The organism is Pseudoalteromonas sp. Z9A4, from assembly GCF_011378845.1.
In the GTDB taxonomy this organism is placed as follows: domain Bacteria; phylum Pseudomonadota; class Gammaproteobacteria; order Enterobacterales; family Alteromonadaceae; genus Pseudoalteromonas; species Pseudoalteromonas arctica.
Window position 1 is genome coordinate 16,292 of sequence record NZ_WTLA01000029.1, and the last position, 24,231, is coordinate 40,522.

Here is a 24,231-nt window from a genome sequence, read left to right on the forward strand (position 1 = left end):
CACACTAATTGAATGAAAAAGCCTAGCTTCCCCCGCTAGGTTTTTTTATTGCTAAAGCTTCCAGCTTCAAGACTTGGTACTTACCAACCGACTTATATATGGGGTCTCTTTAACGACAAGGGAATTGCGCTATAACTAGGCACAAGTTTTTATATCTAGTTGTTCTAAATGAAAAATTTTTAACAACGTTATAGAGTTATTTAATTCGTTAAATTGTTCAAATATTTATGCCGGTTGGTATATCAATTTATAAATAAACAAAGCAGCACAAAAGCCAAAAAAGAATCCGCTAATTAAATTAAGTAATGCGGTAATAGTAGCAAGCGGTGTAAATAATACTAAAAGCAGTGGCAGGCTCACGCCTAAAATAAAAAACAATCCACCTTTACCTAACCAATAAGCTAATAAAAGCACTGCAGATACAATTCCACCCGCAACTGCATAACCTAGCGTAACTATATTTAGCTCAAGTAAAATATTAGCAATAATAGCTATAACGGCCGTTATTAGCATACCCATTGGCGCTTTTGTTACTAACGACAAACCAACATGCGGCTGTTTACTCATTTATTTACACTCCCAAAAAATACCATTTTCATCAATATGCTTAGCACTTATAAAATAACCAACTACCTGCACTAATTCATCATTATAAAAAATAAGCGGCACACTGGCGCGAAGCCAAGGTGCTATTTTTGCATCTTTAAACCAATGCTTAACTGTATTACTACCAGGCTTTTTAAGTGGTTTAATGCGTGCGCTATTGCAATTAAAGCGCACTATTACTTGCTCATTAGCGTGTGGAGGTCTTACTCCGTAACCGGTGCTTTTAATTAATAAGCGCCCGTCTGCCAGTTTTAGCTGTGAATGATTCAGCTCAATATCTGTTAATACTTCACTTGGTGTTACAAAATACAAATAACCTTGATGACGACGTATTTGCCCATCGAGCAAATCAATACGCATTTGTGCATCGTTTTTTGCGCACATTGCTTGATTAATTATTTGCTCGAGCTGCTTTTGCGATGGCATCACTTGTGTAAATAGTGCAAGCCACGCACGTACTATATTTGCAATGCGCGCTGCGCTGTACTCGCTTATTTTGCTAATGCACAGTGCTTGATGCTCGTTAATACACTTATTTAAATCAAGCTGGGTATATTCATCAAGTAGAGTTTGCTGTTGCTGTAGTAGTTCAATGCTTCGTGCAGTGCATTGTTCAAACCCATTAAAGCGCTCAGCTAACACGGGTACTATTTTTGAACGTAAAAAATTACGGTCAAAGCTTTCATCTGTATTAGAGTCATCGGTTATGTGGTTAATATTAAACTGCGCTGCAAACGCTTCTATATCGCTGCGCGTTACACTTAACAATGGCCTAAAACATATACGCCCACTTTGCAGCAAGCGCTCTTTATACATAGAACCAAGCCCTTTTAAACCTGAGCCACGCTTTAAGCGCAATAAAAACGTTTCTACTTGGTCGCTTAAGTGTTGGCCCAGTAAAATAATGCTGCCTTGTGGGCTTAGTTCATCAAGTGCTTTATAACGGGCGTCGCGTGCTTGGGCTTCAAGACTTGTGCGCGACTGCGGCTCAATAACAACTTTCGCAGTTTCAAAAGGCACATTAAGCTCAATGCATACGTTTTTGCAAAAGTGTTGCCAGTCATCAGCATACTGGCTCAAGCCATGGTGGACATAAATAGCCGATACATTAATTGCAGGGTTATCTACTTTTAAAGTGCGCATTAAATGCAACAACACCACAGAATCAACGCCACCAGAAAGCGCCACTGTAAAAGCGGTGTTACCTTGCTCAATATAGCTATTTAATGATTTTTTTAATTGCTGATAAATTGCTGATGTATGCATATGGGCGCACTTTTATATAAAAACTCTGAACATTTTAAAGCAAAAAAGCCGCATAAGCGGCTTTTTTTTAACATTTAATGTGTTTAGCAATAACCAAACGACATTAAACGTTTGTAACGTTGATCAAGCATTTCTTCAAGCGTAAGCGCTTGTAGGTCTGCTAAGTCACGTTTAAGGCGAACTTTTAAGTTACGTGCCATAGCATCGTAATTGCGGTGCGCGCCACCTAGAGGTTCATCAATTAAGTTACTGATTAAATCTAGTTCTTTAACTCGCTCTGCGGTTACACCCATTGCTTCTGCTGCAAGTGGTGCTTTGTCGGCGCTTTTCCAAAGAATAGACGCACAACCTTCAGGCGAAATTACAGAGTAAGTGCTGTATTGCAACATGTTAACTCTGTCGCCAACACCAATAGCTAATGCACCACCTGAACCGCCTTCACCAATAACCGTACATATTGTCGGCACTTTAAGTGTCGCCATTACTTTTAAGTTACGCGCGATTGCTTCAGATTGACCACGTTCTTCAGCGCCAACACCTGGGTATGCACCCGGCGTGTCGATAAAAGTCATGATTGGCATTTTAAAACGCTCAGCCATTTCCATTAAGCGTAATGCTTTACGGTAACCTTCTGGCTTTGGCATACCAAAGTTGCGTTTAATTTTTTCAGCAGTGTCACGGCCTTTTTGTTGGCCAATAACCATTACTGGTTCGCCATCTAAACGCGCAACGCCTCCTAAAATAGCCGGATCGTTAGCAAAAGTACGATCGCCAGCAAACTCGTCAAATTCCGTGAAAATGCGCTCGATATAATCTCGAGTGTAAGGACGCAACGGATGACGTGCTAACTGTGATACTTGCCAAGCGCCTAAATTAGAAAAAATCTCCTGTTTTTGTTTGGCACTTTTTTCTTTTAATTTGCTGACTTCCTCTTCTAACTCAAGGTCTAATTCGCCAGCGCGGCTTATATTTTGTAATTCTTCAATTTTTACTTCTAATTCTGCAATTGGAAGCTCAAAATCAAGATAATTGAGGCTCATGCTCTAAACTACCTAATCAGTTAAATTCTAGTTCTACATCTTGCGCAGCCATTAGTGATAACTTATGAATTAAGTCGTCACTTGGCGTAACACACCATTCGATCCCAAGAGTTAATTGCGCCAACGCATCTGGACGTTGGTAATAAACCTTGATCGGACACGTTCCCATTTTATAGGGTTCGAGTACTTTTTGTAATTTATCGAAGAAACCTGCCTCGACTTGCACCATGTTCAGCGTCATTTTAATCGCTTTAATACGCTTTTCACGCGCTTGAGCAATGGTGTTTATTTCTCTGGCGGTCATTGTAATACCACCGGAGAAGTTATCAAAGCTGACCTGTCCAGATATTACCAAGATATTGTTAACTTGGAGCATATCTTGGTACTTTTCAAACTCGTCTGAATACAAGCGTACATCAATCCGTGCACTCTTGTCATCTAAAGTTACTAAGGCCCAACGATTTCCTTTTTTATTAATTAATACCCTAGAAGCAATCACCAAACCTGCGGCTGTTGCAAATACATCGCGGTTCGTTGGCTGTAAATCAACTATTTTCCCGCTGGTATAATGCCTAAGCTCACGGCGGTACTGATTTATCGGATGCCCAGTTAAATAAAGGCCTAGGGTTTCTTTTTCACCATCTAACCATTCGTTATCAGTTAGGCCTGTGCCTTTAATAAAGGCTTGTTCAACTTCGTCAGGCTCAGTGGCTAATAAACCAAACAAATCACTTTGCCCTAATAGCTCAGCTTTATTGTGTTGGTCGGCCGCACGCATTGCACTTTTTAAACTAGCTAGTAATGTAGCACGGCCAGATTGCGTTTTTTCTGGCCCTAAATTATCGAGTGCACCTGAATAAATTAATTTTTCAGTGACGCGTTTATTTAAGCGTTTTAAATCAACTCGGGCACAAAAATCAAATAAATCTTTAAATGGGCCCCCTTTTGCACGCGCTTCTAATATTGCATCAACCGGTGCTTCACCTACGCCTTTTATCGCGCCAATGCCGTAAACAATCTCGCCTTGCAAGTTTACTGTAAACTTAAACTCACCTGCATTCACATCTGGCGGCAATAAGGTGAGCTTCATGTTTTCACATTCATCCACCAAAATAACGATTTTGTCGGTGTTATCCATATCAGCCGACATTACCGCAGCCATAAACTCTGCAGGATGATGCGTTTTCATCCACAGCGTTTGATACGAAACAAGTGCATACGCCGCCGAGTGAGATTTATTAAAGCCGTAACCTGCGAACTTTTCTACCAAGTCGAAGATTTTTATTGCGAGTTCGCCGTCAATGCCGTTATTTCTTGCGCCATCTTCAAACGTTGAACGCTGCTTTGCCATTTCTTCGGGTTTTTTCTTACCCATTGCACGACGCAGCATGTCGGCGCCACCTAGCGTGTAACCTGCTAGTACTTGCGCAATTTGCATTACTTGTTCTTGATACAAGATAATGCCGTACGTTGGATCAAGTATTGGTTTTAAGCTTTCGTGCTGATACTGCGCATCTGGGTATGAGATTTCTTCGCGGCCCAGTTTTCGGTCGATAAAGTTATCTACCATGCCTGATTGCAGCGGACCTGGTCGGAACAAGGCCACGAGTGCAATCATATCTTCAAAGCAGTCGGGCTTAAGTCGACGTACTAAGTCTTTCATACCGCGCGACTCTAGCTGGAATACAGCGGTCGTTTCGGCGCGAAGTAGTAACTCGATACTTTTTTTATCATCCAGTGGGATGGTATTTATATCAACGAGGTCTTTACCTTGGCGCTCCATGCGCACATTGGTCATTTCGACCGCCCACTGCAATATAGTCAGTGTACGTAAACCCAAGAAATCGAACTTAACTAAGCCTGCAGTTTCTACGTCGTTTTTATCAAATTGCGTTACCGGAAACTTACCTTCGTCATCGCAATAAAGCGCGGCAAAGTCGGTAATAGTGGTTGGCGATATTACTACGCCACCCGCATGTTTACCGGCGTTACGTGTACACCCTTCTAGGATGCGACACATGTCGATTAAATCTTTTACTTCGTTATCGCCATCGTAGGCTTCTTGCAAGCGCGGTTCTATATCAAACGCTTTAGCAAGTGTCATACCGGGGTCACCTGGAATCATTTTTGAGATACGATCAACAAACCCGTAAGGGTGCCCAAGCACTCGCCCTACATCGCGTATTACCGCTTTTGCAGCCATGGTGCCAAAGGTAATAATTTGCGATACCGCATTACGCCCATACAAAGCCGATACGTGATCAATTACTTCGTCTCGTCTATCCATACAAAAATCGACGTCGAAATCGGGCATTGATACACGTTCTGGATTCAAAAATCGCTCAAAAAGCAAGTCGAATTCAAGTGGATCCAAATCGGTAATTTTAAGTGCGTATGCAACTAACGAACCCGCACCTGAACCACGACCAGGCCCAACCGGAATATTGTTATCTTTACTCCACTGAATAAACTCCATTACGATTAAGAAGTAACCTGGGAATCCCATTTGGTTAATTACGCCAAGCTCTATATCAAGTCGTTCATCGTATTCAACGCGTTTTACTTTTCGCTCTTCGTCGTCGGGGAATAAAAACTGTAATCGCTCTTCAAGACCATCTTCTGACACTTTAACTAAAAACTCATCAATCTTAAGTGAGCCAGTTGGGTAATCAGGTAAAAAGTAAGTCCCTAGCTGAACAGTAACATTACAACGTTTAGCTATTTCTACTGTGTTTTGTAGAGCTTCTGGAATGTCGCTAAACAGCTCAGCCATTTGCTCTGATGTTTTTAGGTATTGTTCTTCAGAGAATCGCTTAGGCCTGCGTTTATCATCAAGCGTGTAGCCGTCAAAGATAGCAACGCGAATTTCGTGCGCTTCAAAGTTTTCAGGCTTTAAAAACACTACTTCGTTGGTCGCTACAACAGGTAACTGCTCTTTGGTAGCAAGCTCTACCGCCATGTGTAAGTAGTCTTCTTCAAGCGGTCGGTTAGTGCGAACAAGCTCAAGGTAGTAGTTATCGCTGAAATGCTGCTTATAAAAGCTAACTACCGATTCAATAACACTTGGATTATTTTTTAGTAACGCTTTACCTAAGTCACCATCTTTAGCGCCCGAGAGAATAATTAGGCCCGTTTTATGCTCCACCAGCCATTCTCGGTCAATCACTGGGCGATGAAACACATGCCCACGTTGATACGCTTTAGATATTAATAAGGTAATATTTTTATAGCCGTCGTTGTCTTTGGCTAATATGGTTAAGCGGCTTGGCTCGTCAGGAAATTCTGGGCTACGAACCCAAAAGTCAGCACCCACAATAGGCTTAATACCGGCGTTATGTGTTGCGCCGTAAAAACGCACTAAGCCACAAAAGTTCATTTGATCGGTAATCGCAATAGCGGGCATTTGCAGCTCTTGCGCTTTAGCAACTATTGGCTTTGTTTTAGCAAGGCCGTCAACCATCGAAAAATCTGAATGAACTCTTAAATGAACAAAATCAGGAGCAGCCATGCTTAACCCTCACCATTGGCTTGCGCCAATACACGCTGCACAGGTTTAAAGCTTTTACGATGCTCATCAATCGCGCCGTACTGCTCAAGCGCTGCAAAATGTGCTTTTGTTGGATACCCTTTGTGCCCTGCAAAACCATATTTAGGGTGGCGTTTATCAAGTTCAATCATTTCGTCATCACGTGCTACTTTAGCTAAAATAGACGCCGCTGAAATTTCTGCCACTAAGCTATCGCCTTTAACAATAGCTTGCGCTGGCATAGTGAGTTTTGGTAAGCGGTTTCCATCTATAAATACAAATTCAGGTTGCGTACTTAATGCCTCTACTGCACGGGTCATGGCAAGCATAGTCGCGTGCAGAATATTTAACTCATCAATTTCTGTTGGGCTGCAGCGCCCATAGGCATAACACAATGCTTTTTCTTTTATTTCAATCGCAAGCGCTTGGCGTTTTTTATCTGTTAATTTTTTAGAATCCGCTAAGCCAGCAATTGGTTTAGTGGGATCTAAAATGACGGCGGCAGTAACTACATCACCAACAAGCGGGCCGCGCCCTACTTCATCTACACCGGCAATTAAGGATACATTAGGTCTATCAATTTGCATTTATTAACTCCGCCACAGCATTAGCTGCTTGTTCGCTGGCATTTAATCTAATTTTTTCGTGAATAGCTAAAAAGCGTGCTTTTAGCTCTTTGTTATCAGTGTTGAGCATAGGAGTAAGCGCATTTGTTAAATTAGCCACATTACACTCACTTTGTAAAAACTCAGGCACTAGCTCTTCGTCTGCTAATAAGTTAGGCAACGAAAAATACTTAATATTAAACGTAAATAAAGTCTTAAATATCCAATAGCTCAACGGCTTTATTTTATAACCGACTACCATTGGCTTTTTATAAAGCATACCTTCAAGTGTTGCAGTGCCCGACGCTAATAAAATAGCATCGGCGGCTTGCATCGCTAATTTTGATTGTCCATCAAGCAGGTTAACATTAAGGTTTGGCGCGGTAGCGTTTAATATATCAGTAAACTGCGCTTTGCGTTTTTCGTTAACCAGTGGCACCACAACTTTAAGATTGGGGTTTTTAGCTTGCAGCTCTGCGGCTGTTTTAATGTAAGTTTCGCTTAGTAAACCAACTTCTGAGCCTCGGCTACCAGGAAGTAACGCCAGTACTTTGTCATCAAGGCTTAAGCCGAGTTCTGCACGTGCTTTGCTGTCGTCGTGTTCAAGTGCGATATCGTCTGCCAAAGTATGACCCACAAATGTACATGGCACTTGGTGTTTATCGTAAAACTCTTTTTCAAATGGCAGTAACGCAAGCACTAAGTTAGTGGCTGCACTTATTGTATGTATACGCTTTTCGCGCCACGCCCAAACAGATGGACTTACATACTGTACTGTTTTAATGCCCGCACCTTTAAGTGGCTTTTCAACGCGTAAGTTAAAATCGGGTGCATCAATACCAATAAATACATCAGGTGGGTTATCTACAAAATGCTGCACGAGTTGTTTACGTATTTTAAGCAAACGCGGCAAACGCCCTAGCACCTCAACAAGCCCCATCACCGAAAGCTCATCCATGTCGTAAAGTGTTTTACAGCCCTGCGCTTGCATTTTAGGTCCTGCTATTCCTTCAAAAATAGCGTCCGGAAAATGTTTTTTAAGGGCTTTAATTAAACCTTCACCTAAAATATCGCCCGACAGTTCACCTGCCACAATACCAATTCGTAGTTGTTTTTTATCTTTATTCATTTGATTTTATTTCACAAGTAAACCAGGCGTTCATGCTTGTTAGTTTACCGTGTTTTACTGTTTGGTTAAACGCTTTAAATAACTGGTTTTTTATCACGTAAGTTAAGGCTTTATGTTGTTTGTTTTTAATACTGATGTAGCATAGGAAATATATATTAAGTTTTACTAATATGTATGTTGACAAAAATTGCACAAAAGTAAATACTATTACAAACTTTCAGTAATTACTGAAAGTTCATTAAACCTTAACTTTGCCAATTAAATGTTGCCCTGTTAATCCGTCACTCTCAAGGAGCCAATAATGATAGATGAAACCTTTGTGGATCTATCGCGATTACAGTTTGCTGTTACCGCTCTCTTTCATTTCTTATTCGTACCGTTAACGATAGGTATGACCTGGATTTTAGTTATTATGGAATCGGTTTATGTTATGACCGGTCGCGAAATTTATCGTGATATGACTAAGTTTTGGGGAAAATTGTTTGGTATTAACTTTGCAATTGGTGTGGCAACAGGCCTTACCATGGAATTTGAGTTTGGTACTAACTGGTCTTATTACTCCCATTACGTAGGTGATGTTTTTGGGGCTCCCCTGGCTATTGAAGGTTTAATGGCATTCTTTTTAGAATCGACCTTTGTAGGTATGTTCTTTTTAGGCTGGGACAGACTCTCTAAACGCCAACATTTAGGTGCAACCTTTTTAATGGCCATTGGTACTAACATGTCGGCGCTGTGGATTTTGATTGCCAACGGTTGGATGCAAAACCCAGTCGGTGCTGAATTTAACTATCAAACCATGCGCATGGAAATGACCAGCTTTGCTGAGCTTGTGTTTAATCCTGTAGCACAAGTTAAGTTTATTCATACCGTATCGGCAGGTTATGTAGCTGCATCTATGTTTGTACTGGGCATAAGTAGTTGGTACATATTAAAAGGCCGTGATTTAGCGTTTGCTAAACGTTCTTTTTCGGTCGCATCGGGCTTTGGTTTAGCATCAATTCTATGTGTAATTTTACTCGGTGACGAATCAGGTTACGAAGTAGGCGAAGTTCAAAAAGTAAAACTTGCCACGATTGAAGCTGAGTGGCATACAGAAGAGGCTCCAGCTGCGTTTACCGCATTTGGTTTTCCTGATTCGGAAGAGCAAGTAACACATGCTGCGGTTAAAATACCTTACGCACTTGGGTTAATTGCTACGCGTTCACTTGATGAGCAAGTAACGGGTATTAACGACCTAGAAAAACAACACGAAGTACGTATTCGCAACGGTATGATTGCTTATGAATACCTTACAAAACTCAGAAACGGTGAAGATACGCCAGAAAATGTTGCTAAGTTTAATACCCTAAAAGATGATTTAGGTTATGGCTTGCTACTTAAGCGCTACACACCTGATGTTGTAGATGCTACCGAAGAGCACATTCAAAAAGCCGTTAAAGACTCTTTCCCTAAAGTAGGCCCTATGTTTTGGTCATTTAGGATTATGGTTGCCTGTGGTGTAGCCATGTTGGGTGTATTTATATTGGCATTTTACTACAACGCACATCGCGTTATTGAGCAAAAACGCTGGTTGTTATGGGCTGCCGTATTGAGCATTCCACTACCGTGGATAGCTATTGAATTTGGCTGGATAGTTGCTGAGTATGGACGTCAACCTTGGGCTATATCTGAAATACTGCCGACCTTTTTAGCCACGTCGTCACTAACAGTAAACGATATTTTAATTAGCTTAACTGGATTTATTGTTTTCTATACTGGTTTAGCCATTGTTGAAGGTTGGTTGATGATCCGCTTTGTTAAGCAAGGACCAAGCTCGCTACATACTGGTAAATATCATTTTGAATTGCCAAATAAAACTGATCAAACTGAAGGAGAGCAATCATGATTTTTGATTATGAAACATTAAAAATGCTTTGGTGGTTGATCATTGGTGTGCTGCTTATTGGCTTTGCTATTACCGATGGCATGGATATGGGCGTTGCTATGTTGCTTCGCCTAGTTGGTAGAACAGATTCAGAGCGCCGTACAGTAATAAACACTATTGGCCCGCATTGGGATGGTAACCAAGTATGGTTTATAACTGCGGGCGGCGCGTTATTTGCAGCGTGGCCTATGGTTTATGCTGCCGCATTTTCGGGCTTTTACTTTGCCATGATGCTAGTACTCTTTGCTTTGTTTTTTAGACCACTAGGGTTTGATTACCGCAGTAAAGTAGACTCAAAACGCTGGCGTAATAACTGGGATTGGGGCTTGCTTGCAGGCAGCGCAATTCCAGCATTAGTTTTTGGTGTTGCTTTTGGTAACTTATTTTTAGGCGTACCATTTAATATTGATAACTTAATGCGTGTTAGCTACCAAGGTTCATTTTTTGGTTTACTTAACCCGTTTGGTTTGCTTGCTGGTTTAGTGAGTATCACTATGCTAATTGCTCATGCTGGTATGTGGTTACAGCTTCGTACAGCTGATGCAGTAGCAGCTCGCTCAGGGCAATATGGTCGTTATTCACTGATTGTGTTTATTATACTGTTTGCAGGCGCTGGTTTTTGGGTTGCTAATTTAACGGGTTACCAAATTGTATCTATGCCTGATACACAAAGTCATGCAGATCCATTAGCTAAAGTAGTAACAACAGCCCAAGGCGCGTGGCTTAGCAATTACAGTGAACGCCCATGGACTATGACCTTTCCTATTTTAGCGTTTGTAATGGCACTAAGTGCGCTATTGTTTTCTAAATTGAACAAACCAGCACTTGGACTTATTTCAACAAGCTTAATGTTAATTGGCGTGATTATGACGGCCGGTGTTTCACTGTTCCCATTTATTATGCCATCAAGCAACAATCCAAATATTAGCTTAACAATTTGGGATGCGGTATCGAGCCATAAAACGCTCAATGTAATGTTTGTTGCAGTGTGTATTTTTGTTCCACTTATTTTAACTTACACCACCTGGTGTTATGTAAAAATGTGGCGCAGAGTAACGGTTGAAGAAATTGAAAACAACACTCACGGTAGCTACTAAGGAGACTAAACTATGTGGTATTTCGCTTGGATTTTAGGTGTACTTTTGGCCTGTACCTTAGGTGTAATAAATGTAATGTGGTACGAATTTCATCAAAATAAAAACAGCATTGCTGATGATGAACAAGCCATGCACGATTTATTAAACGATGCTAACAACACAAAAGATGACGACTAACCCCCGACCAGATCGCGCGCAGCAGCAATCACTGCGCGCTTTTTTAAAGCGTCAAAGTAAACCCGCTGCAGTGTGGTTAAAGTTAAGCATTGCACTGGGTACTTTTAACGCATTACTGATGATTGCAGGTGCTTATCTACTTGCGCAAACTATTCACAACGTTATGTTTGAAGGTAATAATTTAGCCCAAGTTACTCATTTATTATGGCCCTTAGCAGGCATTATTTTATTGCGCGCGGTGTTTTTAGCATTAAGCGAACGCTTGAGTGCATATGCTGCACTTAAAATAAAATCGGCTATGCGCCAAACACTTCTAAATAAGCTCAGCTTACTTGGCCCAAGCTATATAGAACAACACGGCCAAGGCGCTACATTAAATACCCTACATAATGGCGTAGAAGCACTCCACGACTATTATGCTAAATACCTACCTGGTGCTGCTTACAGCGCGCTTATTCCGCTGGCAATATTGGTTGTTATTTTTCCGACAGATTATAAAGCTGGGCTGATATTTTTATTAACCGCCCCGCTCATTCCTTTTTTCATGATTTTGGTAGGCTCAAAAGCCGAAGCTTTAAACCAAAAACGCTGGAAGCAACTTGCTGTACTGGGCAATTACTTTTTTGACCGCGTACAAGGTTTAACTCAACTCAAGCTATTTAATGCAACACGTACCGAGCTTAAACAAATAGCTAAAATTTCAGATGATTTTAGGCACGCTACACTCGATGTTTTAAAAATCGCGTTTTTATCATCATTTGCACTTGAATTTTTAGCCACCATTAGCGTGGCATTAGTCGCAATAATTATTGGTTTTAGACTGTTTTTTGGCACTCTTGATTTTGCTACTGGCTTTGTGGTGCTACTTTTAGCGCCTGAATTTTATTTACCACTGCGCCAGCTAGGTAGTCATTACCATGCACGCTTACAAGGCATTAGTGCCGCTGCCGATATGGTTGCGATTTTAAATGCACCACTACCAAGTGACGAAAGTGAGCCCGTGACTACCAGCACGCCTGAAAACAATTTAACTTTAAATACAATTAACTCCATAAGTATTACCGACCTTAATTTTATATACCCAGATAGTAACGAAGGGATTAAAAATATAAATTTAACACTGCCAAATAAAGGTTTAATTGCCGTTGTGGGCAGTAGTGGCTCAGGTAAAAGTACGTTGTTTGATTGCTTATTAGGGTTTCACCCTGAGGTGATAAACCACCTATCTATTAATGATCAGAGTTTAAGCACAACCGATATTACTTACCTGCAAAATAACATTGCATGGATACCACAAAAAGCGACGCTGTTTTACGACACCATTGCTGCCAACATTAAATTGGCCAAACCAACTGCCACACAGCAAGAGCTTGAACATGCAGCAAAGCAAGCTGGTGTGCTTGAATTTATAAATACCCTACCCGATGGTTTTAACACACTGATAGGTGAGCAAGGGGAAGGGCTTTCTGGCGGACAAAAGCAACGCATCGCACTCGCACGTGCATTCATAAAACAAGCACCAGTTTTAGTGCTTGATGAGCCTACAGCGCACCTTGATAGCCAAACAGAGCTGCTTATTCAAGATGCTATTAATGAATACGCTAAAAATAACTTAGTATTAGTCATTGCTCATCGATTAAATACCGTTAAACATGCCAGCAATATCATTGTTATGCACGATGGGAAAATAGCTGAGCAAGGTCACTTTGAAACACTTGCAGCGCAAAATGGTGCATTTGCTAACTTACTAAAAACGGCCAAACAAGGGGTTGCGCATGCATAATTTTATTCGCTTATTAAAGCTTTGTGCTCCTCATTATAAAGCTATGCTATTGGGTACATTTTTAGCAACGATTACGGTATTAGCTAATGTGGGCCTGTTGGCTATATCTGGTTGGTTTTTAGCATCAATGGCCGCTGCTGGTATTGCGGGCGTACAAATGAATTATTTTACCCCTGCCGGCACGATTCGTTTTTTAGCAATTGTGCGAACAGCATCGCGCTATGGCGAACGCCTAGTTACTCATAACGCCACGTTTTTATTACTAAGTGAAATACGTACCAATGTATTTGCAACGTTAAGCAAGCTTAACAATGTTGATTTAGCAATGAGCCGCAGCGCTGATCTAGTTAACCGATTACAAAACGATGTAGACGCACTCGACAAGTTTTATTTAAACGTTTTACTTCCTATGCTGGTCGCTCTTTTAAGTGTGCCAATCATCATGCTGTTTATGTCGGCCTATAATGGCAACGTCGCCCTTATTTGCTTTACTGGCATTATACTTATTGGTGTGGTTATACCTGCCCTACTCAGCGCAAAGCTCACTAAAAACAGCCATAAAGAAACACAACTTAGTGCACAACTTCGCTCTGAGCTTTCAGATACACTCACAGGACTTAGAGAGCTTAGTATTTATCAAGCCCGTTCGCAGCAGCTTAATAAGTGCGACGAATTAAGCGAGCAGTACAATCAGCAATTATTTATTCGCCACAAAGCACTAGCAAACTCAGATGGGTTAAGCTTGTTGGTTGTTCAATTAGCCATGCTTGCTAGCATAGTAACCATAGTCCCACTGGTTTACACCAACAGTATGGTAAATGTAGAACTTGCTATGTTAAGTTTATTTGTACTGGCAAGCTTTGAAAGTGTATTGCTACTACCCAATGCGTTTATAGAGCTTCCTAGTGTATTAAAAGCAGCAGAGCGGTTGTTTACACTTGAAGATAAAGCCGCTAACTCACAAGTTAAAGATACACATGTAGACGTTGATGAAAACTTTAACTCGCAAAACCACACGCTAGCACTTAACAATATTAGCTACCAATATGGTGAGCAAACAGCACTAACTGATATCAGTTTTGAACTAAAGCCCCAGCAAAAAGTAGCAATTGTAGGTAGAAGCGGCAGCGGTAAAACGACGCTTGTAAATTTACTTACTGGTTTATGGCCTTTACAACAAGGCAGCATAACGCTAAATAATCAAAATAGCGTTGTTGACTTACATTCGTTAAATAATGATATACGCGCAAACGTTATAAATATATTAGCTCAGCAGCACCATATTTTTGATGGCACACTGAGTGAAAATTTACGTTATGCCGCGCCAAATGCAACTAAAGAGCAAATGATTGAAGCGCTCTCATTAGCGCAATTAAGCCCATGGTTTAATGAACTAAAAGAAGGTTTAAAAACACGATTAGGCACTGGCGGGCGTAATGTGTCGCAAGGTCAGTCTAGACGTATAGCCATTGCACAAGCATTACTTAAAAGCCCAGCTATTTTAGTTCTTGATGAACCAACAGAAGGTCTTGATAATCAGTCTAAGCAAGGGGTAATGCAAGCAATAATGCATGTTATGAATAACGCGAGCGTGCTCACAATTACGCACGATCCCGCTCTACTTGCTCAAATGGATAATGTTGTATGGTTGGAAGGCGGTAAAGTAGTCGCACAAGGCTCTCATAAAGAGCTCAGTGGGGCTTATCCTGGTTATGTTGCGCTAACTACCCGGTTTTAAAACCTTTACTGATACATCAATAACGCCGACCTTAGGGTCGGCTATCTTTTTAAACATACTTTTTGATAAATCAATAATACGACCTCGCACATACGGGCCTCTATCGTTAATTCTTACCGTGACTGATTTGTTATTGGCTAGATTAGTAACAACCACCGTAGTACCAAAATCGAATTCTAAATGGGCTGCCGTGGCGGCTTGTTGACTAAAGCGCTCTCCGTTGGCGGTTGTTCTTCCGTGGTATTTATCAGCATAAAAAGATGCTTTCCCAACTTGAGTGATTTCTCCAGCAGATGATTTAACAATAGGCTGGCTACTACAAGCGGCTAAAACTGAAGTAATAAAAAGAGTGACTACTAACTTAGGTAAACGCATAGGACGGCTTTTATTATATAAATTACCCGCATACTAACTCAATTACCCTGAGTATTAACTGAATTAGCTTAAAGCAGGGCAATAAAAAACCACCTTCGATTTATCATCTAGGGTGGTTTTTTTAATGCTTAAAGCAAAGCCTGTAATTATCTTACGATGCCGCGCTCTGAGTTTTTAACAAAGTCGACCATCAATTTCACAGCAGAATACTTTGCGGCATCTTCACTAAGCGACTCAATAGCTTCTTCAGCACCTAAGCTTTTACGATAAAATGCTTTGTATGCACGGCGTACAGCCATAATTTCATCACTTTCGAAACCACGACGCTTCATGCCTTCTTTATTGATAGCTGCAGGACCTGCAGGCATACCAATGGTAGTAACAAATGGTGGTACATCTTTGTTAACACCCGAATACATACCAATAAAGGCATGTGCACCAATTTTACAAAACTGATGAACACCCGAATTACCACCAAGGATAACCCAATCACCAACATGTACATGGCCGGCCACACTTGCGTTGTTAGCAAAAATTACGTTATCGCCAATTACCGCGTCATGTGCAACGTGGGTATAAGCCATAAATAAATTATTACTACCAATTTTAGTAACGCCTTGGTCTTGAATCGTACCACGGTGAATAGTGGCACATTCACGGATAACGTTGTTATCACCCATTATTAAAGTGGTTGGCTCGTTGTTGTATTTTTTGTCTTGGCAGGCTTCACCCACAGACGCGAACTGAAAAATATGATTGCCAGAGCCAATAGTTGACGGCCCTTTAACAACAACGTGAGACTCAATAATACAGTTATCACCGATAACAACATCATTGCCAATATAACTATACGGACCAACTGAGACATTGTTGCCTAGTTTAGCGCCAGGTTCGATTATTGCTGTAGAATGGATCACTATTAAAACTCTCTTCTCGCACACATAATTTCGGCACTACACACTATTTTGCCGTCGACTCTAGCTTCTGCAGCAAACTTCCAAATGTTGCGACGTTCTTTTAAAAACTCAACATGAAGATGCATTGTATCACCAGGAATTACAGGTTGTTTAAAACGTGCGTTATCAACAGCAGCAAACAAATACAATTCGTTTTCGCTACGGTTTTCTACTGTTTTAAAACCTAATAAACCCGTTGCTTGCGCCATTGATTCTAATATTAGCACACCAGGAAAAATTGGCTGATTTGGAAAGTGCCCAGTAAAAATCGGTTCATTTATAGAAACATTTTTAATAGCATGTAAAGACTTGCCAGGTGTAAAATCAATAACACGATCAATTAATAGCATCGGGTAACGGTGCGGTAATAAACTTAAAATTTCTTGAATATCAAGGCTATTTAATTCGTTTGCCAAAATAGCATCCTTATTAGTGTTCAACGTTATGACTTAGCCAATGCTTCAAGCGCTTTAAGACGAGATTTCATGTCTGAAAGGTTACGCAAGTGAGCTATTGATTTACGCCATTCTTTGTTTGTTGTATGGGGCATACCAGATGAGTAAATACCTGGTTCGGTGATTGATTTTGTCACCATACTCATGCCGGTAATTATAACACCATCACATACAGACATGTGACCATTAATTGCAACCATGCCACCAATTTGACAGTTCTTGCCAATGGTAACGCTTCCTGCAAGTACAGTGCAGCCCGCTATTGCGGTGCCTGAATTAACTTCAACGTTGTGCGCTATTTGACACTGATTATCGATAATAACGTTGCTATGAATGATGGTATTGTCCAGTGCACCACGATCAATTGTCGTACTTGCACCAATTTCAACTTTGTTGCCTATGATCACTGAACCAAGCTGAGGTATCTTAACCCACTGCCCGCGCTCATTTGCATAGCCAAACCCATCACTACCTACAACACTATTTGCTTGAAACAAACAATCTGAACCAATTTCAACATCGTGATAAATAGTCACACTAGGCCAAAGCTTAGTGCCAGAACCTATTTTAACACGTTCCCCGATAAAACTGTTCGGACCAATTTGCGCATTGTCACCTATCACTGCATGAGCTTCAATGACTGCGTTAGCACCAATAGCGGCGCTATCACTAACAATCGCTGTTGAATGAACAGTTGCACTTGGATGAATACCCGTCGAGGCTGAGCGTGGTGTTGTATCCATAAATTGCGCTAATTTTGCGTAACTTACATACGGATTAGCAACAATAATTTTGCTGCCACTAAAGTACTCTGCATCAGCTTGGCTTACTATTACAGCACTAGCTTGGGTAGTTTCAAGTTGCGATCGATATTTTGAGTTCGCTAAAAATGCAATATGCCCAGAATGGGCATTTGCAAGTGTCGCTATTTTTTTTATTTCTAAAGCGCCATCACCCTGAAGTTCGGCGCCTAGAAGTTCCGCAATTTGCGAAAGCGTATAATTTTGCATAGAGTGATTATTTCTTACTAACAGCGGCTACAACTTTAGATGAAAGATCAGTCACTTCTTTAGGGTTAAAGTAAATAGTAGTGTCTTTTACTTTAACTTCGTCGAAGTCGCCGTCTTTAGCAATCTCTTCAATTGTTTTGATGATTACACCTTGAACTTTAGCAAGCTCTTGGTTTTGACGCGCTTTAATCTCTTGCTCTAAAGGGCGACCTTGTTCAGCAAGATTTTTTTGCATGCCCTGAATTTTTTCACGCAGAGTATCTTTTTGAGCTTGACTCATAGTTGTACTTTCACGTTTAAATTTTTCAGCTTCAAAACGAATATCGCCTTGTAACTTTTCAAGCTCTTGACGACGTTCAGCAAACTCAGTTTGTAAAGACTGTTCAATTTTAGCCATTTGAGGAATTTGCTTGTAGATTTCCTGCATATCAACAATACCTACTTTGTGTGCAAATGCATTCACAGAAGTACCCATCATTAACGTTGCTAAAACTGCTACAGCTGTTGATTTAAATAATTTTTTCACAAAAAACTCCTTTAGAAAGTGTTACTAATGTTAAAGCTGATGGTTTTCGTATCGTCATCTTCTTCTTTTTGCAATGGATACGCAAAACTGATCAGCATTGGACCCATTGGAGAGATCCATTGTAATGAAAGACCGGTTGAAACCCTAAAACGCATTGGGTCTGAATAGTCATCTAATTTAGCACGTTCATCAACGCCTAAGTTTTGATAGCGGTCTACGTTAAACTCAGTATCCCATACGTTTGCAGCATCAACAAAGAAGCTAGTACGTACAGAGCTGGTATTTTCTTCATCTAAGAATGGTGTAGGAACAATTAGCTCCATACCTGCCACTGCTTTAGCATTACCACCAATACGACCTTGTGGCACTAGAATATCAAATTCTGATGCACCACCAATGCTACCGGTTGTAGTACCGTCTGCACCTGGCGTACCCGGAATAGACTGCGGTATACGCGACACAGCACGTGGTAATATTGTATTACGGTCAAAGCCACGTAGTTCCATTTCCGTTATACGGAAGTACTCTTGGAATGGAAGTGTTTGCTCATACCCGTTTGTAGAACCATAACCATTACCATAACCAAGTGCTGCACGCGTTGAGAATACCCAACGGTGGTCATTTGATATAGGCCAGTAAAAACGCGAATCGTAATTCAGTTTAAAGTACTGAAGATCTGAGTTAGGCGTTGTTGCTGTTAAGTTCAGAGTTTGACGCGAACCCGCTGTTGGGAATAAACCACGGTTAACGGTGATACGCGACCAGCCAACACTCAGCTCATACTTAGTAAAGTCAAAGCCTGCATCTGGGTTATCTGGATCTAAGAATGTTTCACGAAGTACACGCGTTTGCTCGTACTCTGCAATATCCGAAAGCTCTTCTTTAATCCAACGGGCGCCAAAGTTAACACGATTTACAGCATCAATTGGAAAACCAATATTTGTGCCTAAACCATAACTTTTCGATTTATATTCAACAAGACTGAATTTACTTGCATCGTAGTTTCTGTAAAAGATGCTACTGCCTTGCGATACACCATCTGGCGTAAAGTATGGGTCTGTGTACGATAAGCTTAAGCTTTCAGAACCTGTAGACGTATTCAGGTTTAAACCAATTTGGTTACCTGTGCCTAAAAAGTTAGATTCTGTTACACCAATATTAAACTGCAGACCTAAGTAAGAACCATAAGCAAGACCAGCATTAAAGCTACCTGCGGATTGCTCTTTTACAGTGAAGTCTACATCTACTTGGTCATCCACACCGGGTACAGGGACTACATTAAAATCAACTTTTTCCATGTAAGGTAGGCGTTGAATTTGCAGTTTTGAACGCTCGAGGTTTTGATTAGATAACCATGCGCCTTCAAGTTGTGTCATTTCACGACGAAGTACTTCATCTGCCGTATTTTGGTTACCGCCAACAATAATACGACGAACGTATACACGCTTACCTGGATTAACCGATAGTGTTAATTGTACTTCTTGCTTTTCGTCGTCAATTTCTGGAATTGTACGCACTTCAGCATTAGCGTAACCAAAACGTGCTAAGTAGCTTTTAATAAACTCTTCAGATGAAGTAACTACAGAACCGTTATAAAGCTCACCTGCTCTAAGTGGGATAACACTTTTAATTAAGTCTTCACGGCCAAGCAAGTCACCAATAAAGTCAAAACCTTTAACTTTATATTTTACGCCTTCAGTTAAGTTAGCTGTAACGTAAACTGATTCACGTTCAGGGCTCACTGAAACTTGCGTTGAGTCGATATTAAAACGTAGGTAACCACGGTCTAAATAATAGCTACGAATTTTTTCTAAATCGCCTTCAATGGTTTGCTTTTGGTAACGGTCGCTACCCATAAACTGCCACCAAGGTAAATCTTGCTGCGATTCAGCAAGTTTAAGAAGCTCTTCATTAGAAAAAAGTTCATTACCCACTAAGTTAATTTGGCGGATAGAAGCAGCATCACCTTCATCAAACTCTAACTTAAGTTTAACGCGGTTACGTGGCAGCTTAGTAATACTGATGTCTACTTTAGCGTTGTATTTACCAATGCTGTGGAAAAACTCAACTAAGCCTTTTTCGATACTATCGATAACGGTTTTATCAAGTGGTTCACCTTGGCGAATATCTTGCTGATCAAGAGACTCATTAAGCTGCTCGTCTTTAATGTCTTTATTGCCTTCAAACTCAATAAAGCTGATGGTAGGACGTTCCGTTACTTTAAAAATAACGTTGTTGCCATCACGAAGTGCTTTTATGTTATCAAAGTGCCCAGAACGATAAAGTGACTTTATTGTTTTTGAAATCGTATAGTCATCAACATTATCGCCTACGTTAATAGGAATATGTGTTAGCGCTGCACCAAGTGCTACGCGCTGCAAACCTTCAACTTTCAGGTCTTCAACAATAAAGGAGTTTTGGCCTAGGGCTGCAAAACTTGCACCCAATAAACTTGTTATTGCCAAATGTTTTTTTATAGCCATTTTATTATCTTTATCCTTTACAACTGTATTACCGCATAACACCTTACTAGTGGTGCTTTACAATCGTGTTCTAATTAGTAATTTGCCACGCTGTAACTACAAACGCGATACATCATTGAACAAAGCGAAACATGTTAGAAAAATGAGCAACAAGGCACCCACTTTAAAACCAAACTCTTGTGTCTTTTCAGAGACCGGCTTTTTACGAAAAAGTTCAATTATGTAATACATTAAGTGTCCGCCATCAAGCACTGGTAGGGGTAATAAATTAAATACACCCAAGTTAACGCTAATTAAGGCTAAAAAGCTTAAAAAGGCCACTAACCCATAGCTTACGCTAGTTCCAGCGCCTACTGCAATGCCCACAGGACCACTTAAATTTTTAACCGAAACCTGGCCTGTAATTAAATTACCAATCATGTCAAAACTGAGTGTAATTAAGCGCCACGTTTCTTTTGTGCCTCGCACGATACTATCGAGCGGGCCGTAATGCCTTGTCTCTACATAGCCATCAGGCCATTGCTGTACAACAGGAGCAACACCTAAAAAGCCTTGCTCAATACCGTTATTATCAATGCGCCCTTTAGGGGTAACTGTAATGGCTTGTATAGTATCTTGTCTTTTTACACTAAATTGTAAAGATTTGTTAGCTGATTGCGTAATAAGATTAACTAATTGCTGCCAATCGCTTATTGTTTCACCGTTTACTGCCAAAATTGTGTCGTTAACTTGTAAATTAGCGTGCTCTGCGGCTGAGTCTTTAGTTACGGCGGCAATTGTTAAAGTTGCTTGAGGTCTAAATGGCACAATACCTAACGAACTCAGTGGTGGTACGTCTCGCTGGTCAAGCTTCCAACCCTCTAAATTAAGCGTTTTAACGCGTGGTTGAAGGTTTTTATCACGAACAATAACTTCAACGCTTTCTTCGCCTAAGCTAGACATAAGCGCAAACGTGGCATTTTGCCATGTCGTTATGTCATCATCACCAATTTTTATAATATGTTGAGAAGGCATAATGCCCGCCTGCTCTGCGCGACTGCCTTCGGTTATGCTGCCAACAACTGGCTTAACCGATTGCACACCTACCATATACATCACCGCAAGAGCAAAAATGGCAAACAAAAAGTTAGCCATTGGTCCCGCAGCAACAATAGCAATACGCGCTTGTACAGATTTAGAGTTAAACGACAAGTGGCGTTGATTTGCTGGTACGTCATCAACTCGCTCATCAAGCATTTTTACATAACCACCTAATGGAATAGCGGCAATCACGTATTCGGTATTATATTTGTCATGCCATTTTAACAGTGGCTTACCAAAACCAATTGAAAAACGCAGCACTTTAACGCCCATTTTTCGTGCAACCCAAAAATGGCCATATTCATGTATGGCCACTAAAATACCAAGCGCTAAAATAAATGAGCCAAGATTCCAAAAAAAATCAAACATATTAATGCGCCACTTTTGTTATAAATTCTGAAGCGCTAATACGCGCTAATTTATCACACTCTAAAATTTCATCTAGGCTTTGCACATTGGTGTAAGTTGCAGCTTCTAGCGTCTGTGCATTTATTTTGTATATATCGGTAAAACCAATTTTACCGTTTAAGAATGCGCCCACAGCTATTTCATTTGCTGCGTTAACCGTTGTTGTCGCGCCCTGCCCTGCACTACACGCATCAATCGCTAATTGTAAATTTGGATAACGAGAAAAATCAGGTTTAGTAAACGAAAAATCACAAATGTCAGAGAAGTTTAACGGTTTAACACCCGCATTAATTCGCTCAGGATACGCAAGTGCATGGGCAATTGGCGTGCGCATATCGGGGTTACCCATTTGCGCTAAAATAGAACCATCGTGGTACTGCACCATTGAATGAATAATACTTTGCGGATGAATAACTACATCAATATCACTAGCATCACAATTGAATAACCACTTAGCTTCAATAAACTCTAAGCCTTTGTTCATCATAGTTGCGGAATCTACTGATATTTTTTGTCCCATCGACCAGTTAGGGTGTGCAACGGCTTCACTTACGGTTACATCTTTTAACGTATTTATATCACGCTTTAAAAATGGGCCACCAGAGCCGGTAAGCAAAATTTTACTTACGCCATGTTGCTGTAGTTTTTGATCGCCTTTGGCATTTTGTAACGAAGAAGGTAGACATTGAAAAATTGCATTATGTTCACTATCTATTGGCAGCAAAGTGGCTTTATGTTGTTTAACTTTATCAATAAACAACTGACCTGACATAACTAAAGATTCTTTATTAGCTAGTAGTACTTTTTTACCCGCTTCAACAGCACTTAATGTGGGTAGTAAACCAGCTGCACCTACAATTGCCGACATTACAATGTCAACATCAGGATGAGCACATAAGTCACTCATTGCTTGCTCACCGTGCATAACAAGAGTTTGGCACTGAGTATTAGCTAAATACGCAGATAATTGCTCTGCGGCCTGCTGGTTAGCCATAATCGCATAAAGCGGTTCATGTTCAATACACAACTCCGCCATTTTCTTTGCATTTTGTCCTGCAGCCAAAACAAAAACATCAAATAACTCTTTATTGCGCGACACAACATCAAGTGTACTTAAACCAATTGAGCCCGTTGCGCCTAAAATAACCAGCAATTGCTTTTGGCTCATAAACTAAGAGTCCACGCATAGCACATAACAAACATTGGAGCAGCAGCCGTTAAGCTGTCAATTCTATCTAAAATACCGCCGTGTCCTGGTAAACATCGACCGCTATCTTTTAAACCAGCTTCACGTTTAAACATGCTTTCCAGTAAATCACCTACCGCAGAAAACAACGCAATAAATGCTGTCATTATCGCGTACACAGGCCATACAACTAAATCAACATCGGTAAAGTGACAAAATGCTAATACAAAAATAATAGAAGCGACTACACCGCCTGCTAACCCTTCAATTGTTTTATTAGGGCTTACTTTAGGCATTAACTTATGTTTACCAAAACTTTTACCCGTAAAGTAAGCACCCACATCTGCGCTCCATACAATACCGAGTACCACTAAAATTAGCACCGAACCAAAATGAGTTGATTCAGCATATTGCGCGCTACGTAGTGTATTTAGAGCAAGCCATAGCGGTACAAGCGTGAGTAGCCCTGCAATGCCGCGCATAACTAGGCCTTCATTCCACGCTTTAGCCATCTCTGGGTAGCGCCAAATTAAATAGCTAGCAACAATCCACCAAGCAAACGAAAGCGTAAATACGTAATTTGCATCACCGACTAGCTTGCCATTTTCCCATAATGATTCAATAGGCCAATGTAAATTAAGCAAGGCAAGTAAAGCTGCAATAAACACAACAAAGGCAGCACGTTTAAGCTTGTCGCAAAGGCCCATAAATGCAGACCATTCCCATGCGCCTAATAATACAATTGCACCAGCAAAGTAGCTAAATAACGTAAGCGGTGTATAAAAAACCAAAGCCAATGCTAATGGAGCTAGCACTAGAGAGGTTAAAATTCGTTGTTTTAACAAAATGTGACCCTTATTC

At 40.7% G+C, this 24,231-nt stretch carries 20 protein-coding genes; 5 read left to right on the top strand and 15 right to left on the bottom strand.

Translation table 11 applies throughout. The annotated features are described in order from the left end of the window. Positions 1–225: 225 nt before the first annotated feature. From GQR54_RS16735 to lpxB, 6 genes are all read right to left on the bottom strand, one after another. Positions 226–567 carry a hypothetical protein gene (locus GQR54_RS16735; RefSeq protein WP_166379125.1) on the bottom strand — a complete coding sequence of 114 codons (342 nt, stop codon included), beginning with the start codon at positions 565–567 and terminating at the stop codon, positions 226–228. Further along, positions 568–1,872: a tRNA lysidine(34) synthetase TilS gene (tilS, locus tag GQR54_RS16740; protein ID WP_166379127.1), complete on the bottom strand. Its 1,305-nt coding sequence runs from the start codon at positions 1,870–1,872 to the stop codon at positions 568–570. Positions 1,873–1,955: 83 nt separating this feature from the next. Continuing rightward, entirely contained in the window at positions 1,956–2,912 is a 957-nt protein-coding gene (accA, locus tag GQR54_RS16745) for an acetyl-CoA carboxylase carboxyl transferase subunit alpha (RefSeq protein ID WP_166379129.1), read from the bottom strand. Positions 2,913–2,928: 16 nt separating this feature from the next. Further along, complete coding sequence (gene dnaE / locus GQR54_RS16750) at positions 2,929–6,420, bottom strand: DNA polymerase III subunit alpha (protein ID WP_166379131.1); 3,492 nt, start codon at positions 6,418–6,420, stop codon at positions 2,929–2,931. 2 nt (positions 6,421–6,422) lie between these two features. Then, positions 6,423–7,025, bottom strand: coding sequence for a ribonuclease HII (rnhB, locus tag GQR54_RS16755; RefSeq protein WP_166379133.1), 603 nt, complete (start codon positions 7,023–7,025; stop codon positions 6,423–6,425). Continuing rightward, entirely contained in the window at positions 7,015–8,172 is a 1,158-nt protein-coding gene (gene lpxB, locus GQR54_RS16760) for a lipid-A-disaccharide synthase (RefSeq protein ID WP_166379135.1), read from the bottom strand. The genes rnhB and lpxB overlap by 11 nt, the downstream gene beginning before the upstream one ends. A 301-nt stretch (positions 8,173–8,473) precedes the next feature. Here lpxB and GQR54_RS16765 point away from each other — a divergent pair, with 301 nt between their 5' ends. From GQR54_RS16765 to cydC, 5 genes are read left to right on the top strand one after another with little or no spacing between them, the layout of a single operon-like run. Next, a complete protein-coding gene (locus tag GQR54_RS16765; protein ID WP_010553739.1) occupies positions 8,474–10,057 on the top strand; it encodes a cytochrome ubiquinol oxidase subunit I in 1,584 nt (527 codons plus the stop codon). Continuing rightward, positions 10,054–11,193: a cytochrome d ubiquinol oxidase subunit II gene (gene cydB / locus GQR54_RS16770; protein WP_166379137.1), complete on the top strand. Its 1,140-nt coding sequence runs from the start codon at positions 10,054–10,056 to the stop codon at positions 11,191–11,193. The genes GQR54_RS16765 and cydB overlap by 4 nt, the downstream gene beginning before the upstream one ends. Positions 11,194–11,205: 12 nt before the next feature. Continuing rightward, a complete protein-coding gene (gene cydX / locus GQR54_RS16775; protein ID WP_002958303.1) occupies positions 11,206–11,370 on the top strand; it encodes a cytochrome bd-I oxidase subunit CydX in 165 nt (54 codons plus the stop codon). Beyond that, positions 11,360–13,153, top strand: a complete 1,794-nt coding sequence (gene cydD, locus GQR54_RS16780) for a thiol reductant ABC exporter subunit CydD (RefSeq protein ID WP_166379139.1) — start codon at positions 11,360–11,362, stop codon at positions 13,151–13,153. Before cydX ends, cydD begins: the two co-directional genes overlap by 11 nt. Beyond that, positions 13,146–14,891 carry a thiol reductant ABC exporter subunit CydC gene (gene cydC, locus GQR54_RS16785; RefSeq protein WP_166379141.1) on the top strand — a complete coding sequence of 582 codons (1,746 nt, stop codon included), beginning with the start codon at positions 13,146–13,148 and terminating at the stop codon, positions 14,889–14,891. Before cydD ends, cydC begins: the two co-directional genes overlap by 8 nt. Here cydC and GQR54_RS16790 read toward each other — a convergent pair. The 9 genes from GQR54_RS16790 to GQR54_RS16830 all read right to left on the bottom strand — a co-directional run bounded on the left by GQR54_RS16790 (position 14,874) and on the right by GQR54_RS16830 (position 24,215). Next, entirely contained in the window at positions 14,874–15,266 is a 393-nt protein-coding gene (locus tag GQR54_RS16790) for a septal ring lytic transglycosylase RlpA family protein (protein WP_010553743.1), read from the bottom strand. The genes cydC and GQR54_RS16790 overlap by 18 nt on opposite strands. 146 nt (positions 15,267–15,412) lie before the next feature. Further along, the gene (gene lpxA / locus GQR54_RS16795) at positions 15,413–16,183 is read right to left on the bottom strand and encodes an acyl-ACP--UDP-N-acetylglucosamine O-acyltransferase (RefSeq protein WP_166379143.1); all 771 of its coding nucleotides are present in this window, start codon (positions 16,181–16,183) and stop codon (positions 15,413–15,415) included. Between the two features lie 2 nt (positions 16,184–16,185). Beyond that, on the bottom strand, positions 16,186–16,638 hold the full coding sequence (fabZ, locus tag GQR54_RS16800) for a 3-hydroxyacyl-ACP dehydratase FabZ (RefSeq protein ID WP_007580997.1): 453 nt from the start codon (positions 16,636–16,638) through the stop codon (positions 16,186–16,188). Between the two features lie 26 nt (positions 16,639–16,664). Further along, positions 16,665–17,687, bottom strand: a complete 1,023-nt coding sequence (gene lpxD, locus GQR54_RS16805) for a UDP-3-O-(3-hydroxymyristoyl)glucosamine N-acyltransferase (RefSeq protein ID WP_007580995.1) — start codon at positions 17,685–17,687, stop codon at positions 16,665–16,667. A 7-nt stretch (positions 17,688–17,694) separates the two neighbouring features. Further along, positions 17,695–18,213, bottom strand: a complete 519-nt coding sequence (locus GQR54_RS16810) for an OmpH family outer membrane protein (RefSeq protein ID WP_007580993.1) — start codon at positions 18,211–18,213, stop codon at positions 17,695–17,697. A gap of 11 nt (positions 18,214–18,224) precedes the next feature. Beyond that, positions 18,225–20,696, bottom strand: coding sequence for an outer membrane protein assembly factor BamA (gene bamA, locus GQR54_RS16815; protein WP_166379145.1), 2,472 nt, complete (start codon positions 20,694–20,696; stop codon positions 18,225–18,227). Between the two features lie 96 nt (positions 20,697–20,792). Continuing rightward, a complete protein-coding gene (gene rseP, locus GQR54_RS16820) occupies positions 20,793–22,145 on the bottom strand; it encodes a sigma E protease regulator RseP (RefSeq protein WP_166379147.1) in 1,353 nt (450 codons plus the stop codon). A gap of 1 nt (position 22,146) precedes the next feature. Beyond that, positions 22,147–23,352, bottom strand: coding sequence for a 1-deoxy-D-xylulose-5-phosphate reductoisomerase (ispC, locus tag GQR54_RS16825; RefSeq protein ID WP_166379149.1), 1,206 nt, complete (start codon positions 23,350–23,352; stop codon positions 22,147–22,149). Next, complete coding sequence (locus tag GQR54_RS16830) at positions 23,349–24,215, bottom strand: phosphatidate cytidylyltransferase (RefSeq protein WP_101217235.1); 867 nt, start codon at positions 24,213–24,215, stop codon at positions 23,349–23,351. Before GQR54_RS16830 ends, ispC begins: the two co-directional genes overlap by 4 nt. Positions 24,216–24,231: the final 16 nt, after the last annotated feature.

What these genes read in the sequence shown, in the direction of transcription:
- GQR54_RS16735 (WP_166379125.1), bottom strand. Translation starts at nt 567, where the DNA reads ATGAGTAAACAGCCGCATGTTGGTTTGTCGTTAGTAACAAAAGCGCCA.
- tilS (WP_166379127.1), bottom strand. Translation starts at nt 1,872, where the DNA reads ATGCATACATCAGCAATTTATCAGCAATTAAAAAAATCATTAAATAGC.
- accA (WP_166379129.1), bottom strand. Translation starts at nt 2,912, where the DNA reads ATGAGCCTCAATTATCTTGATTTTGAGCTTCCAATTGCAGAATTAGAA.
- dnaE (WP_166379131.1), bottom strand. Translation starts at nt 6,420, where the DNA reads ATGGCTGCTCCTGATTTTGTTCATTTAAGAGTTCATTCAGATTTTTCG.
- rnhB (WP_166379133.1), bottom strand. Translation starts at nt 7,025, where the DNA reads ATGCAAATTGATAGACCTAATGTATCCTTAATTGCCGGTGTAGATGAA.
- lpxB (WP_166379135.1), bottom strand. Translation starts at nt 8,172, where the DNA reads ATGAATAAAGATAAAAAACAACTACGAATTGGTATTGTGGCAGGTGAA.
- GQR54_RS16765 (WP_010553739.1), top strand. Translation starts at nt 8,474, where the DNA reads ATGATAGATGAAACCTTTGTGGATCTATCGCGATTACAGTTTGCTGTT.
- cydB (WP_166379137.1), top strand. Translation starts at nt 10,054, where the DNA reads ATGATTTTTGATTATGAAACATTAAAAATGCTTTGGTGGTTGATCATT.
- cydX (WP_002958303.1), top strand. Translation starts at nt 11,206, where the DNA reads ATGTGGTATTTCGCTTGGATTTTAGGTGTACTTTTGGCCTGTACCTTA.
- cydD (WP_166379139.1), top strand. Translation starts at nt 11,360, where the DNA reads ATGACGACTAACCCCCGACCAGATCGCGCGCAGCAGCAATCACTGCGC.
- cydC (WP_166379141.1), top strand. Translation starts at nt 13,146, where the DNA reads ATGCATAATTTTATTCGCTTATTAAAGCTTTGTGCTCCTCATTATAAA.
- GQR54_RS16790 (WP_010553743.1), bottom strand. Translation starts at nt 15,266, where the DNA reads ATGCGTTTACCTAAGTTAGTAGTCACTCTTTTTATTACTTCAGTTTTA.
- lpxD (WP_007580995.1), bottom strand. Translation starts at nt 17,687, where the DNA reads ATGCAAAATTATACGCTTTCGCAAATTGCGGAACTTCTAGGCGCCGAA.
- bamA (WP_166379145.1), bottom strand. Translation starts at nt 20,696, where the DNA reads ATGGCTATAAAAAAACATTTGGCAATAACAAGTTTATTGGGTGCAAGT.
- rseP (WP_166379147.1), bottom strand. Translation starts at nt 22,145, where the DNA reads ATGTTTGATTTTTTTTGGAATCTTGGCTCATTTATTTTAGCGCTTGGT.
- ispC (WP_166379149.1), bottom strand. Translation starts at nt 23,352, where the DNA reads ATGAGCCAAAAGCAATTGCTGGTTATTTTAGGCGCAACGGGCTCAATT.